At 70.8% G+C, this 16,285-nt stretch carries 2 protein-coding genes and 3 pseudogenes; 2 read left to right on the top strand and 3 right to left on the bottom strand.

The window, feature by feature from the left end:
* Positions 1 to 67: 67 nt before the first annotated feature.
* Together GA0074694_RS22970 and GA0074694_RS22965 are read right to left on the bottom strand one after the other, a co-directional pair.
* On the bottom strand, positions 68 to 11,782 hold the full coding sequence (locus GA0074694_RS22970) for a hypothetical protein (RefSeq protein WP_091461712.1): 11,715 nt from the start codon (positions 11,780 to 11,782) through the stop codon (positions 68 to 70).
* Positions 11,783 to 12,532: 750 nt separating this feature from the next.
* A pseudogene (locus tag GA0074694_RS22965) lies at positions 12,533 to 13,087 on the bottom strand (transposase); the annotation flags it as partial.
* 51 nt (positions 13,088 to 13,138) lie between these two features.
* On the opposite strand from GA0074694_RS22965, the pseudogene GA0074694_RS33160 reads away from it, so the two are divergent.
* Together GA0074694_RS33160 and GA0074694_RS22950 are read left to right on the top strand one after the other, a co-directional pair.
* Positions 13,139 to 13,943: pseudogene (locus GA0074694_RS33160) on the top strand (IS3 family transposase); the annotation flags it as partial.
* Between the two features lie 30 nt (positions 13,944 to 13,973).
* Positions 13,974 to 15,356: pseudogene (locus tag GA0074694_RS22950) on the top strand (Tn3 family transposase); the annotation flags it as partial.
* A gap of 86 nt (positions 15,357 to 15,442) precedes the next feature.
* Here the strand turns inward: GA0074694_RS22950 and GA0074694_RS22945 are convergent.
* Entirely contained in the window at positions 15,443 to 15,952 is a 510-nt protein-coding gene (locus GA0074694_RS22945; RefSeq protein WP_091461707.1) for a hypothetical protein, read from the bottom strand.
* Positions 15,953 to 16,285 lie beyond the last annotated feature (333 nt).

Genomic DNA, 16,285 nt, shown 5'->3' with positions numbered 1-16,285 from the left:
CGGCGGGGCAGGTGCCGGCCCGGGCATCAGCGACGTATCCCCGTGGTTCAGCCAGGACAGATCCTCACTACCCTGCGGGCGGTCCGGTCCGGGGGCAGGGCCCGGCACCGATGCTTGCCGGGGCTGACCCCGGATCGCTCACCCTGTACCGCGCCGCCCCGCCACCGTTTGCTTCCTGGACCAGCTGCAGCAGACCACGGTCGCGCAATACCCCAATCCGGTCATGCACCGTCCGCTGCGGTGTGGATGTCGCCGCGGCGAGGTCTGACTCGGTGACGGTGATGAGCCCGTCGCCGTTCATATGGTCGATCAGGGCGTTCCACAACTTCCGCAGCTGATCCCGCTGCCGCGTTGCGGGGGCGTTGTGGCCGGCGTGCTGGTCGAACAGCGTCCGGGCATCATCCGGGTCGCGCACCCACTGGCTGTCCGCAGTGGGTTGGGGTTGGGGTTGGTCGGGGTGCAGTGGGGCGGTGGTGGGTGGCTCGTCGGCCGGGTGATGGGGGGTGTCGCCGGCGTGGAGAGTGCCGGCGTCGGTGCGGGTCACCGCTGGGGATGGTTGCCAGTCCATGTCCGGCCCCTGGTGGGTGGCCCAGTCGTCGAGGTTCCCGCTGCTCTCGTCGGCCTGATTGCGCGGCTGGCCGGGGTCGGTGGACATCGCAGCACCGTGGGTGGTCACATCACTGTCGGGATCCGGCCACCCCGGTTCCGTCCACCCCGCCTGCCAGGACGACGCGGTGGGGGCGTCCGGGTCGTCCAGCGGCCCGGGTAGCCCGGGCAGGCCCGTGCCCGCCGGCGGGGCAGGTGCCGGCCCGGACATCGGCACCGTAGCCCCGTGGTCCAGCCAGGACAGGTCCTCACCCTGCGGGTGGTCCGGTCCGAGGGCAGGGCCCGGCAACGGTGCTTGCTGGGGCTGACCCGGATCGCTCACCCCGTACCGCGCCGCCCCGCCACCGTGACCTTCCCGGACCAGCCGCAGCAGACCACTGCCGCGCAATGCCCCGATCCGGCGATGCATCGTCGGCCGCGGTGTGGTTGTCGCCTTGGCGAGGTCTGACTCGCTGGCGGTGATGATCCCGTCGTCGTTCATACGGTCGATCAGGGCGTTCCACAACTGCCGCAGCGGTTCCCGCTGCCGTGTTGTGGTGGCGATGTGGCTGGCGTGCTGGTCGAACAGCGTCCGGGCCCTATCCGGGTCGCGCACCCATCGGCTGCCTTCGGGAAGGGCCGGTAACGGTGCTTGCTGGGGCTGACCCGGATCGCTCACCCGGTACCGCGCCGCCCCGCCAGCGTGGCCTTCCTGGACCAGCTGCAGCAGAGCACTGCCGCGCAATGCCCCGATCCGGCGATGCACCGTCGGCCGCGGTGTGAATGTCGCCTCGGCGAGGGCTGACACGCTGGCGGTGATGATCCCGTCGTCGTCCATATGGTCGATCAGGGTGTTCCACAACTGCCGCAGCTGTTCCGGCTGCCGTGTTGTGGTGGCGATGTGGCTGGCGTGCTGGTCGAACAGCGTCCGGGCCCTATCCGGGTCGCGCACCCATCGGCTGCCTTCGGGAAGGGCCGGTAACGGTGCTTGCTGGGGCTGACCCGGATCGCTCACCCGGTACCGCGCCGCCCCGCCAGCGTGGCCTTCCTGGACCAGCTGCAGCAGAGCACTGCCGCGCAATGCCCCGATCCGGTCATGCACCGTCGGCCGCGGTGCGAATGTCGCCTCGGCGAGGGCTGACTCGCTGGCGGTGATGATCCCGTCGTCGTCCATCCGGTCGATCAGGGCGTTCCACAACTGCCGCAGCTGTTCCCGCTGCTGCGTTGTGGTGGCGATGTGGCTGGCGTGCTGGTCGAACAGCGCCCGGGCCCTATCCGGGTCGCGCACCCATCGGCTGCCCGCAGTGGGTTGGGGTTGGTCGGGGTGGAGTGGGGCGGGGGTGGTGGGTGGCTCGTCGGCCGGGTGATGGAGGGTGTCGCCGGTGTGGAGAGTGCCGGCGTCGGTGCGGGTCACCGCCGGGGAGGGTGCGAGGGATGGCTGCCAGTCCATGTCCGGCTCCTGGTAGGTGGCCCAGTCGCCGAGGTTCCCGCTGCCGTCGCCGGCCTGATTGTCGGTGCTCGGCTGGTCGAAGTCGGTGGACATCGCAGCACCGTGCCCGTCGGTCACACCAGTGCCGGGAACCGGCCCCGCTGGTTCCGCCCACCCCGCCGGCCAGGACGACGCGGCCGGCCCCGCCGGCCAGGACGACGCTGTGGGGGCGTCCGGGTCGTCTGGCGGCCCGGGCAGCCCAGGCAGACCCGTGCCCGCCGACGGGGCAGGTGCGGGCCCGGGCATCGGCGACTGAGGTGCCGGATCCTGCATGCCCGGTCCGGGCGGGAACGACTGAGTCCCTGGGAACTGGCTGGGCTGGTCGCCGCTGGGCTGCGACCACGATGTCGGGCCGGGTGGGGCCTGCGGCCGGGGCGGATCCATCGGTTGCGGCCCGGGGTCGGGTTCCATGTCCACGGCCGTGGGCGGGCCGACCCACGCCGGATGGAGCGGATCAAGCAGGACGAGCAGGTCGGCTGGGTCCACACCGAGCAGGTCGGCTGGGTCCACACCGAGCAGATCGGCTGGGTCCACCGGGTAGGTGGCCCAGTCGCCGGGGTTCCCGCTGCCGTCGCCGGCCTGATTGTCGGTGCTCGGCTGGCCGAAGTCGGTGGACATCGCAGCACCGTGCCCGTCGGTCACACCAGTGCCGGGAACCGGCCCCGCTGGTTCCGCCCACCCCGCCGGCCAGGACGACGCGGCCGGCCCCGCCGGCCAGGACGACGCTGTGGGGGCGTCCGGGTCGTCCAACGGCCCGGGCAGCCCAGGCAGACCCGTGCCCGCCGACGAGGCAGGTGCGGGCCCGGGCATCGGCAACTGAGGTGCCGGATCCTGCACGCCCGGTCCGGGCGGGAACGACTGAGTCCCTGGGAACTGGCTGGGCTGGTCGCCGCTGGGCTGCGACCACGATGTCGGGCCGGGTGGGGCCTGCGGCCGGGGCGGATCCATCGGTTGCGGCCCGGGGTCGGGTTCCATGTCCACGGCCGTGGGCGGGCCGACCCACGCCGGATGGAGCGGATCAAGCAGGACGAGCAGGTCGGCTGGGTCCACACCGAGCAGATCGGCTGGGTCCACCGGGTAGGTGGCCCAGTCGCCGGGGTTCCCGCTGCCGTCGCCGGCCTGATTGTCGGTGCTCGGCTGGCCGAAGTCGGTGGACATCGCAGCACCGTGCCCGTCGGTCACACCAGTGCCGGGAACCGGCCCCGCTGGTTCCGCCCACCCCGCCGGCCAGGACGGCGCGGCCGGCCCCGTCGGCCAGGCCGATGCGGTGGGGGCGTCCGGGTCGTCCAGCGGCCCGGGCAGCCCTGGCAGGCCCGTGCCCGCCGGCGGGGCAGGTGCAGGCCCGGACATCGGCACCGTAGCCCCGTGGTCCAGCCAGGACAGGTCCTCACCCTGCGGGTGGTCCGGTCCGAGGGCAGGGCCCGGCAGCGGTGCTTGCCGGGGCTGACCCGGATCGCTCACCCCGTACCGCGCCGCCCCGCCACCGTGGCCTTCCCGGACCAGCTGCAGCAGAGCACTGCCGCGCAATGCCCCGATCCGGTGATGCACCGTCTGCTTCGGTGTGGATGTCGCCTCGGCGAGGGCTGGCTCGCTGGCGGTGATGATCCCGTTGTCGTCCATATGGTCGATCAGGGCGTTCCACAACTGCCGCAGCTGTTCCCGCTGCCGTGTTGTGGTGGCGATGTGGTCGGCGTGCTGGTCGAACAGCGTCCGGGCCTCATCCGGGTCGCGCACCCATCGGCTGCCTGCGGGAAGGGCCGGTAACGGTGCTTGCTGGGGCTGACCCGGATCGCTCACCCGGTACCGCGCCGCCCCGCCAGCGTGACTTTCCCGGACCAGCTGCAGCAGACCACTGCCGCGCAATGCCCCGATCCGGCTATGCACCGTCGACTGCCGTGTGGTTGTCGCCTCGGCGAGGGCTGACTCGCTGGCGGTGATGATCCCGTTGTCGTCCATATGGTCGATCAGGGCGTTCCACAACTGCCGCAGCTGTTCCCGCTGCCGTGTTGTGGTGGCGATGTGGTCGGCGTGCTGGTCGAACAGCGTCCGGGCCCTATCCGGGTCGCGCACCCATCGGCTGCCTGCGGGAAGGGCCGGTAACGGTGCTTGCTGGGGCTGACCCGGATCGCTCACCCGGTACCGCGCCGCCCCGCGACCGTGGCCTTCCTGGACCAGCCGCAGCAGAGCACTGCCGCGCAATGCCCCGATCCGGTCATGCACCGTCCGCGGCGGTGTGGTTGTCGCCTTGGCGAGGTCTGACTCGCTGGCGGTGATGGTCCCGTCGTCGTCCATCCGGTCGATCAGGGCGTTCCACAACTGCCGCAGCTGTTCCCGCTGCCGTGTTGTGGTGGCGATGTGGTCGGCGTGCTGGTCGAACAGCGTCCGGGCCCTATCCGGGTCGCGCACCCATCGGCTGCCTTCGGGAAGGGCCGGTAACGGTGCTTGCTGGGGCTGACCCGGATCGCTCACCCGGTACCGCGCCGCCCCGCGACCGTGGCCTTCCTGGACCAGCTGCAGCAGAGCACTGCCGCGCAATGCCCCGATCCGGTCATGCACCGTCCGCGGCGGTGTGGTTGTCGCCTTGGCGAGGTCTGACTCGCTGGCGGTGATGATCCCGTTGTCGTCCATCCGGTCGATCAGGGCGTTCCACAACTGCCGCAGCTGTTCCCGCTGCCGTGTTGTGGTGGCGATGTGGTCGGCGTGCTGGTCGAACAGCGCCCGGCCCTCATCCGGGTCGCGCACCCACCGGCTGCCCGCAGTGGGTTGGGGTTGGTCGGGGTGGAGTGGGGCGAGGGTGGTGGGTGGCTCGTCGGCCGGGTGATGGAGGGTGTCGCCGGCGTGAACAGTGCCGGCGTCGGTGCGGGCCACCGCCGGGGAGGGTGCGAGGTATGGCTGCCAGTCCATGTCCGGCCCCTGGTAGGTGGCCCAGTCGCCGAGGTTCCCGCCCTCGCCGGCCCAGTCGCCGAGGTTCCCGCCGTCGCTGGCCTGATTGTCGGTGCTCGGCTGGTCGAAGTCGGTGGACATCGCAGCACGGTGCCCGTCGGTCACACCAGTGCCGGGAACCGGCCCCGCTGGTTCCGCCCACCCCGCCGGCCAGGACGACGCGGCCGGCCCCGTCGGCCAGGACGATGCCGTGGGGGCGTACGGGTCGTCCAACGGCCCGGGCAGCCCTGACAGCCCGGGCAGCCCTGACAGCCCGGGCAGACCCGTGCCCGCCGGCGGGGCAGGTACCGGCCCGGACATCGGCAGCGTATCCCAGTGGTCCAGCCAGGACAGGTCCTCACCCTGCGGGTGGTCCGGTCCGAGGGCAGGGCCCGGCAACGGCGCTTGCCGGGGCTGACCCGGATCGCTCACCCCGTACCGCGCCGCCCCGCCACCGTGACTTTCCTGGACCAGCTGCAGCAGAGCACTGCCGCGCAGCAATGCCCCGATCCGGTGATGCACCGTCTGCTGCGGTGTGGATGTCGCCTCGGCGAGGGCTGACACGCTGGCGGTGATGATCCCGTCGTCGTCCATCCGGTCGATCAGGGTGTTCCACAACTGCCGCAGCTGTTCCCGCTGCCGTGTTGTGGTGGCGATGTGGTCGGCGTGCTGGTCGAACAGCGTCCGGGCCCCCTCCGGGTCGCGCACCCATCGGCTGCCCGCGGGAAGGGCCGGTAACGGTGCTTGCTGGGGCTGACCCGGATCGCTCACCCGGTACCGCGCCGCCCCGCCACCGTGGCCTTCCTGGACCAGCTGCAGCAGAGCACTGCCGCGCAGCAATGCCCCGATCCGGTCATGCACCGTCGACTGCTGCGCGGATGTCGCCTCGGCGAGGGCTGACTCGCTGGCGGTGATGATCCCGTTGTCGTCCATCCGGTCGATCAGGGCGTTCCACAACTGCCGCAGCTGTTCCCGCTGCCGTGTTGTGGTGGCGATGTGGTCGGCGTGCTGGTCGAACAGCGCCCGGGCCTCGCCCGGGTCGCGCACCCGCCGGCTGCCCGCAGCTGGTTGGGGTTGGGGTTGGGGTTGGGGTTGGTCGGGGTGCGGCGAGGCGGGCGTGGTGGGTGGCTCGTCGGCCGGGTGATGGAGGGTGTCGCCGGCGTGAACAGTGCCGGCGTCGGTGCGGGCCACCGCCGGGGAGGGCGCGAGGTATGGCTGCCAGTCCATGTCCGGCTCCTGGTAGGTGGCCCAGTCGCCGAGGTTCCCGCCCTCGCCGGCCCAGTCGCCGAGGTTCCCGCCGTCGCTGGCCTGATCGTCGATGCCCGGCTGGTCGAAGTCGGTGGACATCGCCGCACCGTGCCCGTCGGTCACGCCCATGCCGGGTACCGGCCACCCCGGTTCCGCCCACCCCGCCGGCCAGGACGACGCGGTGGGGGCGTCCGGGTCGTCCAACGGCCCGGGCAGCCCTGGCAGACCCGTGCCCGCCGGCGGGGCAGGTGCAGGCCCGGACATCGGCAACGTACCCCCGTGGTCCAGCCAGGACAGGTCCTCACCCTGCGGGCGGTCCGGTCCGAGGGCAGGGCCCGGCAACGGTGCTTGCCGGGGCTGACCCGGATCGCTCACCCCGTACCGCGCCGCCCCGCCACCGCGACCTTCCCGGACCAGCTGCAGCAGAGCACTGCCGCGCAATGCCCCGATCCGGTGATGCACCGTCTGCTTCGGTGTGGATGTCGCCTCGGCGAGGGCTGGCTCGCTGGCGGTGATGATCCCGTTGTCGTCCATATGGTCGATCAGGGCGTTCCACAACTGCCGCAGCTGTTCCCGCTGCTGCGTTGTGGTGGCGATGTGGTCGGCGTGCTGGTCGAACAGCGTCCGGGCCCTATCCGGGTCGCGCACCCATCGGCTGTCTGCGGGAAGGGCCGGTAACGGTGCTTGCTGGGGCTGACCCGGATCGCTCACCCCGTACCGCGCCGCCCCGCCACCGTGACCTTCCTGGACCAGCTGCAGCAGAGCACTGCCGCGCAATGCCCCGATCCGGTTATGCACCGTCTGCTGCGGTGTGGATGTCGCCTTGGCGAGGTCTGACTCGCTGGCGGTGATGGTCCCGTTGTCGTCCATCCGGTCGATCAGGGCGTTCCACAACTGCCGCAGCTGTTCCCGCTGCCGTGTTGTGGTGGCGATGTGGTCGGCGTGCTGGTCGAACAGCGCCCGGGCCTCATCCGGGTCGCGCAGCCACTGGCTGCCTTCGGGAGGGGCCGGCAGTGGTGCTTGCTGGGGCTGACCCGGATCGCTCACCCCGTACCGTGCCGCCCCGCGACCGTGACTTTCCTGGACCCGCTGCAGCAGAGCACTGCCGCGCAATGCCCCGATCCGGTGATGCACCGTCGGCTTCGGTGTGGATGTCGCCTCGGCGAGGTCTGGCTCGCTGGCGGTGATGATCCCGTTGTCGTCCATACGGTCGATCAGGGCGTTCCACAACTGCCGCAGCTGTTCCCGCTGCCGTGTTGTGGTGGCGATGTGGTCGGCGTGCTGGTCGAACAGCGCCCGGGCCTCATCCGGGTCGCGCAGCCACTGGCTGCCTTCGGGAGGGGCCGGCAGTGGTGCTTGCCGGGGCTGACCCGGATCGCTCACCCCGTACCGCGCCGCCCCGCCACCGTGACCTTCCTGCACCAGATGCAGCAGAGCACTGCCGCGCAGCAATGCCCCGATCCGGGCATGCACCGTCTGCTGCTGTGCGGATGTCGCCTCGGCGAGGTCTGGCTCGCTGGCGGTGATGATCCCGTTGTCGTCCATCCGGTCGATCAGGGCGTTCCACAACTGCCGCAGCTGTTCCCGCTGCCGTGTTGTGGTGGCGATGTGGTCGGCGTGCTGGTCGAACAGCGCCCGGGCCTCGCCCGGGTCGCGCACCCGCCGGCTGCCCGCAGCGGGTTGGGGTTGGGGTTGGTCGGGTTGCGGCGAGGCGGGCGTGGTGGGTGGCTCGTCGGCCGGGTGATGGAGGGTGTCGCCGGCGTGGACAGTGCCGGCGTCGGTGCGGGCCACCGCCGGGGAGGGTGCGAGGTATGGCTGCCAGTCCATGTCCGGCCCCTGGTAGGTGGCCCAGTCGCCGAGGTTCCCGCCGTCGCCGGCCCAGTCGCCGAGGTTCCCGCCGTCGCTGGCCTGATTGTCGATGCTCGGCTGGTCGAAGTCGGTGGACATCGCCGCACCGTGCCCGTCGGTCACGCCCATGCCGGGTATCGGCCACCCCGGTTCCGCCCACCCCGCCGGCCAGGACGACGCGGCCGGCCCTGCCGGCCAGGACGATGCGGTGGGGGCGTCCGGGTCGTCCAACGGCCCGGGCAGCCCTGACAGCCCTGGCAGACCCGTGCCCGCCGGCGGGGCAGGTACCAGCCCGGACATCGGCACCGTAGCCCCGTGGTCCAGCCAGGACAGGTCCTCACCCTGCGGGCGGTCCGGTCCGAGGGCAGGGCCCGGCACCGGCAACTGCGCCCCTGGATCCCGCGACGGGCCCCACACCCACTGGGCGGCGGACACCGGGCCAGGACCAGACGGGTCGCCGCCTTCCGCTGGATCGGTCGACTGCCCGTCTGAGGTGTTGCCGGCCCACCGGTGCCGACCGCCAGCGGCGGCGAAGTCCTCCTGATCCGGCCAGCGCACGCCGGGTTCCTGCCCGTTCTCGACGATGTCCGCGGTCCGTACCGCCTCCACCAGATCCGGCCCGAACAACTCCACCGAACCATCCGAGAACAACACCGACCGCACCGGCTCGTCCCCGTGTGGCCGCAACTCGCCGGGCATCTGGTCCACCTCGTGCGTGGACGACATCAGCCGCCGGGCACGCAGCCGGGTGCGCAACCATTCACCGAAGGAGGTGGCCTGCCCCGGTCCCCGCCATGCCGCGTCACACCAGACCAGCAAGATGTCAGGTATGCCGCCGCCGCGCTGTCGCGCCTGCGCGACGGCGTGTTGCCAGGCGGGCGAGGCGGTGATCATCCGGAGGAACAAGGCCTGACGCACCGGATCGTCGGCCAGCCGCTCGGCCAGGTTCCGGTGCCCGGCGATGGTGAACCATCCCTCCACCGACGGCAGCGCCTGCGCCGCCGTGCGATCCGCCGCCGCGTCCAGATCCGCCACCACCGGGTCGGCGAAGTACACACCGCTGACCGTGTCCGCCATGACGACATCCCTGGACACCTCGAACAGTTGGGGCAGGACCCCGTCCGGCGACGCCGCCTGGATACCGAGGTCCGCAGCGAGCCGGCGCAGCTGAGCGTCGCTGGCACGGCCGTAGCCGCCGCTGGCGAGATCGTGGATTCGTTCCACGGCCGGCCCAGTCGCCGCGACGGCCCGCTCGCCGAGACCGCCAGAGCCGGCACTGATCGACTCGTCCAGCAACGACACATCACTGATCGAACCCGAGTCCCTGAAACCGGTCGAATCCGTGTCCCGGGAGCCGAGATCGGGGCTGAACACTCCACCGCTTGCCATAGACACGTCACTGACCGACGCCGTATCACCGACGCTGACGACGTCGACGATCGACATGCCACCGCCATGGGAGCCGGCACCACCCGGCACCGTACCGAGGGCCCCGACCACATCCGCCGTCCCGGGCGTCACGCTCCCGCCGGCCGACACGAGCACCTTGTGGTACCCGTCCACCCACTCCCGCTGGAACGAGGTGACCAACGCCGCATGACCGGCCGGATCGACACCGTACCGGCGGGCCAACGCGGTGAACTGGGCCTGCGCCAGACCAGCCGCCGCCGCGGTGTGCCGCTCAGACATCACCGGCACCGCCGGCCCGCCGACACGCCCGCCTTCCTCGACATCGACCGTAGCCACACCGGCGGCCGCTCCGGTGACGCCGGGGACCGTCACGGCCGAGAAACGGGCGGACAGGTCGGTAACCGCCTGCCGGACCACCCTCCCCACGGCACTGACCTGCCCGGCGTCGGGACCGGCCACCACACCCGGCAGCACGGCAGGGGCACCGAGGATCACATCGACCCCACGGTCCACCTGGCTCCACACGCCGCCCTCGACCGCCCTGAGCACGCCAGCGGACGGCACCACCGCCCCAGCGCCCCCCGACACGCCAGCGTCTGTCGGCGTGCCGGGGCCTGTCGGCGTGCCGGTGCCTGTGGGTAGGCCGGCGGCGAGGTACTGGTCGATGTGGTGTTGAACGGCCAGGTGCGCGAGCGAGCGCAGCGCCTGCCGGTCGAACTCCGCCGGCAGCCCGGCGATCACCTGCCGCGCCCGCACCTCGGCCGGGATCCGCCCACCGGAGAACGCCAACGCCTCGACCACCCGGGCCACCGCCCGCTGCCGGACACCCGTCAGATACCCCTCGGTCAACGCGGCAGCGGGCAGACCGACCGCGGACAGGAAAGCCGCAACAGCCCGATCACCCCGCCGGGCGTCGACCCACCCGGCGAACACCCGCTCAACCGACACGGGAAGCGCGGCCAGGAACTGCCGCGCCTGCCCCATCCCGGCCAGCAGTCCACCATAGTGGTCCACCAGTTCCCGCTGGAACCGCTGCCACTGCTCCACCACCAACGCACCAGCGACCGCTACCCACTCCGGCACGGGCACCACCGGCACCGTCGGCACCGAGAAGCTCGGCACGGACCACGACGGCACCGGCAGGTCCGGTGCCGACCACGCCGGCGCGGACAGGACCGGTGCCGGCACCAGCGGGACGGACACCGGGGCCTGCCCCCCCGACCCCGCACCCGCGGGATCCCCGACCTCCGGCTGGTACAGGGACGGGTCCGCAGTGACCGGCGCGGGTATCGGCGGTACCGGCGCGACCGGCTTACCGTCGGCGGTGAAACCGGTGCCACCGGGCATGTTCCACCGGGGCCGGGTCGGATTGAACCCCAAACCGACAGCCACACGACGCGCAGCGGCCCCGGCCGCGGTCCCGGCCAGCTCATTTCCCGCCGACGCCGCCCCGGACGCCGCGGCCAGAGCGAGACCACTGGGGTCGTAGGTCCCGTCGACGATGTAGCTGGCGGCGGCGTCGCCGACCACCTCCATGCCGACTTCCGACACCGGCACCATCAACAGACTGGTCAACAGGTCACGCGTGGAACCCGACACCCCGAGGTGCGCCAGACCACCACCGACGGCACCGGCGAAACGGGCCAACGCCGGCGCGGCCGCCGTGGTGACACCCGCCACCGCCAACCCGTACAACGCCTGCTTGCCGACCTGCGCCCAGTCGATCCCCGGCATCAGACCATCAGCCAGCATGCTGATCTGCGCCAACAACGACGACCCCGGCATGAACAACATCTGGATCGCCGTGCTGCTCGCCGCCGCCCGCACCATCGACGACCGCAGGATCGTCTGGATGATCGTCCGGGTCTTCACGATGTGCGCCGCCGCCTCCACCGGCAGGAAGAACGCCATCGCGAACGCGACCGCCAGCTCCGTCATCATGAAGATGAACATGACCAGCGCCTGACGATCCGTCAGCTCCATCTGGTTCAGGAAGTCCCGCATCGCCTGGGCCGCGTTCACCTTCAGATCGGCGACCCGGTCCAGCAGTTCCACGAACGGAGCGGTCTGCGCCACGAACCGGTCGAAGACCTCACCCTCGCCCGCCGCCCGAACCGCCTTGATCGCCTGGATCAGCTCCGGAACCAACAGGGTCCGCACCCGCTCCGCCAGCACCTCCAACGCGTTCAGGTCGTACGCCAACACCGGCAGATTCGACCGGTGCAACCGCATCCCGGTGAACGCCTCCAGGGCCTGCTTCGACGACTCACTGAGACCCACGGAAGGAACAGCAGCCTCAGCCACCGCCAACGCCCCCTCCCCACCCCCACCAGGGGCACTCAATGCCAATCACCCAGCAGCGCACCAACGCCTCGGCCGTCGGCCATCTCGTTCCCACGCGAAACAGCCCCGCGCACCGCCACTCATGTCCGCAACCAGCTCGGAACCGATGGCCTCCGTGTTCACCCAGACACAACGACAGAGGCCCACCGCCTCGCCCTGAAATCCAGGGCCGCACACACCTCGACCAACAGCTCCTCATCACTCAACGCGCTCATCCCACCACCCCCCCCCGTTACCCCACGACTGAATCCTGGCAGTGGGTTCACCACCCGGGACTGCGTAGGATTTCGGCCCTGTCTCACATTCGGTGGTGACGGAGAGTCGTGGGGGTCGTCGACACTGGCGTGAAGGATGTCGATGAGCTTGCGCGGACGGTGTTTTCGGGTCTTTCTCCGCTGGTCGTAGCGGACGTGGCCGACGAGGGCGAGCGGATCGTGGTGCGGGGTCGCCGCGATGACGGACGCTGCTCCCCGCGCATGCGGGGGTGATCCCGCCGTGGACCTGGTGGAGTCCCTCGACCCGGCCCTGAGCGTTGTTCTCGCTCGCGGTGATCATGCAGGCGCTCACTCCCGTGGGTCCGGTGACACCCGTGGGGGCGCTGATGCTGCAACCGGAGAAGGTGCGCCGGGTGCCGCCGAATGCGAGCCCTTGGTAGGTCGACGCTAGACGAGTAGTTCCGAAACCCGGTCAGTGGTCGTAAGCGATCAGTGACCGGGTGACGGGGGCGCCGGTCTTGTTGTTGTGCCAGATCGCGGCGGCCATGGCGAGCAGGCGTTGGGCGACACGGACAGCAACACCGGCGAAGGTCCGTCCGCCGTGTTGTTCCAGGTCAAGCTGACCCTTGAGGGTGTCGTTGACCGACTCGATCAGTTGTCGGACCTTCTTGAGCATCGGCTCGCCGTAGCGGGCCTTCTCCCGCTTGCGCGACGGGCGCAGCAGTTCGATGCCCTGCTCGGCCAACTGCCGCTCGAACGGCTTGGAGGCGAAGCCCTTGTCGCTGATCAGCAGGATCCCGTCGTGCTCGGCGACCACGCCGGCCTCGACGTCCAGCATCGCGGCGAGGACCTCGCGTTCGCCGATCTTCGGGTTGGCCAGGGCCCACAGGATCGGCATGCCGGTCGGGGTGCACACCAGGTAGAGCCGCAGGCCCCAGAAGAAGCGGGAGTGTGAGGCGCAGTAGCCGTATCCGGCCCAGCCGGCCAGGTCGGAGCGTTGCACGGTGGGGCGGGACATACCGCAGGGGGAGTTGCCCCCTGATCCTGGACACTTGAGCCTTGGATCGTGATGGTCCGGCGCGCGGCCGCAGAAACGCGGGCCGCGCGGGAGGCCGCGGATGCGGCTCTCGTGGGTCGGATCCGGGCTGTGCACACGGCTCACGACGGCACCTACGGAGCACCACGGATCACCGCCGAACTTCGGGATGCCGGCCTGGCGGTCAACCGGAAGCGGGTCGCCCGGGTGATGCGCCGCTTCGGCGTGCAGGGTCTACGACTGCGCCGACGAACGCGGACGACGATGCCGGACCCGGCCGCGACGAAGGCCCCTGACCTGATCGGCCGGGACTTCACCGCCTGCGCGCCGAACCAGCGCTACGTCGGCGACATCACCTACCTACCAGTCGGTGACCGTGGCTTCCTCTACCTGGCCACCGTCATCGATCTGCACTCCCGGCGCCTCGCGGGCTGGGCGATCGCCGATCACATGCGCACCGACCTGGTCATCGATGCCCCTCCACGCCGCGCAGCGCACCCGGGGCACCCTGAAAGGGGCGATCATGCACACGGACCACGGAGCCCAGTACACCTCCCGGGCCTTCGCCGAGGCCTGCACCACGGCCGGGGTGCGGCAGTCGATGAGCGCGGTCGGCAGCTCCGCCGACAACGCCGCCGCGGAGTCGTTCAACGCCACCCTCAAACGCGAGACCCTCCAAGGTCGCCGCGCCTTCACCGACGAACGCGAAGCACGACTGACCACGTTCCGGTGGCTACACCGCTACAACACCGTCCGACGCCACTCCCGGCTCGGACAGCAATCCCCGATCACCTACGAGAAGAAGAACCCCCGGCCAGCACCAGATACGCTGGCCCCGGCCGCATAAACCCATGTCCAGGATCAGGGGTCAAGCTCCCTGATCATCCCGCCGCTGACCGCCGAGGACGTGCCCGCCGAGGCCGACGCGCTGCGTGCGGAGCTGGCCGGGATGCTGCCGCGGGTGCCGATCGCCTCGGTGCTGGTGGAGGTCGACGCCCGGACCGGGTTCACCGATCACCTGGTGCACGCCGGCGGGAAGGTCGCCCGGCCGGCCGAGCTCAAGCGCAACCTGCTGTACGTGATCATCGCGGAAGCCACGAACATGGGCCTGTCCGCGATGGCCGAGTCCTGCGGCGTGCCGTACGACGTGCTCGCCTGGACCGCCGAGTGGTACTTCCGCCCCGAGACCTTGGAAGCCGCGAACGCCGCAGTGGTCAACTACCACCACCGACTCCCACTTACCCAGACGTTCGGCTCCGGCACCCTGTCGTCCTCGGACGGGCAACGGTTCCCGGTCAAGGGCAAGTCCATCACCGCCCGGCACCTGTCCCGGTACTTCGCCCGGGGACAGGGCGTCTCCACCTACACCCACGCCTCCGACCAGCACTCGACCTTCGACACGAAGGTCATCGTGGCGACCGCGCCGGAGTCGCACTACGTGCTCGACGGACTGCTGGGCAACGAGACCGACCTACCTGTGTTCGAGCACGCTACCGACACCCACGGCGCCACCCTGGCCAACTTCGCCCTGTTCGACCTGGTCGGCAAGCAACTCTCGCCGCGCATCCGCGACCTCGGGAAGATCACCCTCTACCGGACCGGCCCGAACGCCGACTTCCTCGCACGCTACCCGCGCGCGGGCGGCCTGCTGACCCGTCGCCTGAACACCGACCTGATCACGAGCACCTGGGACGACCTGCTGCGCGTCGCCGCCTCGGTGCAGGGCGGACACGCGACCGCAGCACTGGTCGTCGGGAAGCTGTGCTCCTCGAAACGGCAGCAGAACGCGCTGACCAGCGGGATCAAGGAGTACGGGGCGCTGCGCCGCACGGTCTACGCCGCCCGGTACCTGGCCGACGAGACCTACCGGCGGCGCATCGCCCGGCAGCTCAACAAGGGCGAGAACCTGCACGCCCTGCGCCGCTCCCTCGCGTACGCCGGCGAGGGAGCGCTGCGCCGCCGACACCACGAGCAGCAGACCGAGCAGATGTGGTGCCTCACCCTGGCCACCAACGCCATCGTCTGCTGGTCGACCGAGTACCACGGCCTCGCCGTCGGTATACTGCGCCGCGACGGCCGCCAGGTCGACGACGAGGTCCTCGCGCACATCTGGCCGACCCACCACGAGAACGTGCACTTCTACGGCACCCACTCCGTCGACATCGACGGCGAACTCGCCCAGCTCGACGCCGACGGGTACCGGCCCCTGCGTCCGAGCGGGCGACCTATCGATGCGTCCGGGACGGTCGACAGAGGCTGATCCGGCCGCGCTTGCTGGGTGCCCCGGACGTCTTCCTGGCCCGCCGATGTGTGTAGTGAGGCTGCCGAATCCTGGAGGAGGACGGGCTACTTCTCGGACGCCAGTGGCGCGGGCCGCGGCCACAGGTACACCCGGGCGTCCGCTACGGCGCTCTCCGTCCCCGTGATCATGATCAGTGACGTGTCGATGCGGGTTCCGCAGGCGACGAGCTGGGTCCCGCTGATCAGGTCCGGGAAGGTGAGGTAGATCCAGCTGGCACCCCGGCCATCGATGGGGATGACGCGGGTTCCACTGGGCTCTCCCGGAAGGTCCGCCTCAAGGCGCTCGAAGTAGTCCGGTGGTGGCGGTCCGGCTCCCCAGGGAAAGGCGCTCCGTCGGCCTAGGAGCCCGAGGTGGTAGTTGCTCAGGCACGACCGCAGGCGGTTACCGATGGAGGTTCCGTCGGTGTTGTCCCGCGCCGTGATGAGGTCGATGGTCGTGTCGTCGTCCAGTTCGTAACCGAGCCTCACCTCGGCGTTTCGGACACCGCCCTGATCGCCGACGGATTCCCAGCTCTGCCCGATGGTGCGGGCGCGATAGTGGGGAGCCTCCAGCATGGCGAACCTGCCTCCGAGCCAGCGATGGATCTCCTCGGGTGACGGCTGCGTCAGATTCACATCCGCACCGTGCTGACCTGGTCGAAGGACGTGCATGCGGGAGGCTCCCCTCATCTAACGTGCTCGGCCTTCCAGCCTCGGCAGAGAGGCGAGGAAGCTACAGGTATGCGCTGGCCTCGGGCCCGTGGGAGTAGCAGATCGTCCCATTGGACAGGGTAGCGACGCTACCCAGGAGGACATCGGCGTAGGCCCAGCCAGGACCGCTGGAAGTGAACCCATGGGTCTTCGCCCAGAAGTGCGTCGGCGTGGACGGGTCGTTCCAGGGCTTGGTGC

The organism is Micromonospora inyonensis (assembly GCF_900091415.1).
GTDB lineage: Bacteria > Actinomycetota > Actinomycetes > Mycobacteriales > Micromonosporaceae > Micromonospora > Micromonospora inyonensis.
Note: the sequence above shows the minus strand (reverse complement) of the source record. Positions and strands in the feature narration are given on the sequence as shown.

Excerpts from the sequence above, each read along its gene's own strand:
- GA0074694_RS22945 (WP_091461707.1), bottom strand. The coding sequence starts at position 15,952 with ATGCTGGAGGCTCCCCACTATCGCGCCCGCACCATCGGGCAGAGCTGG.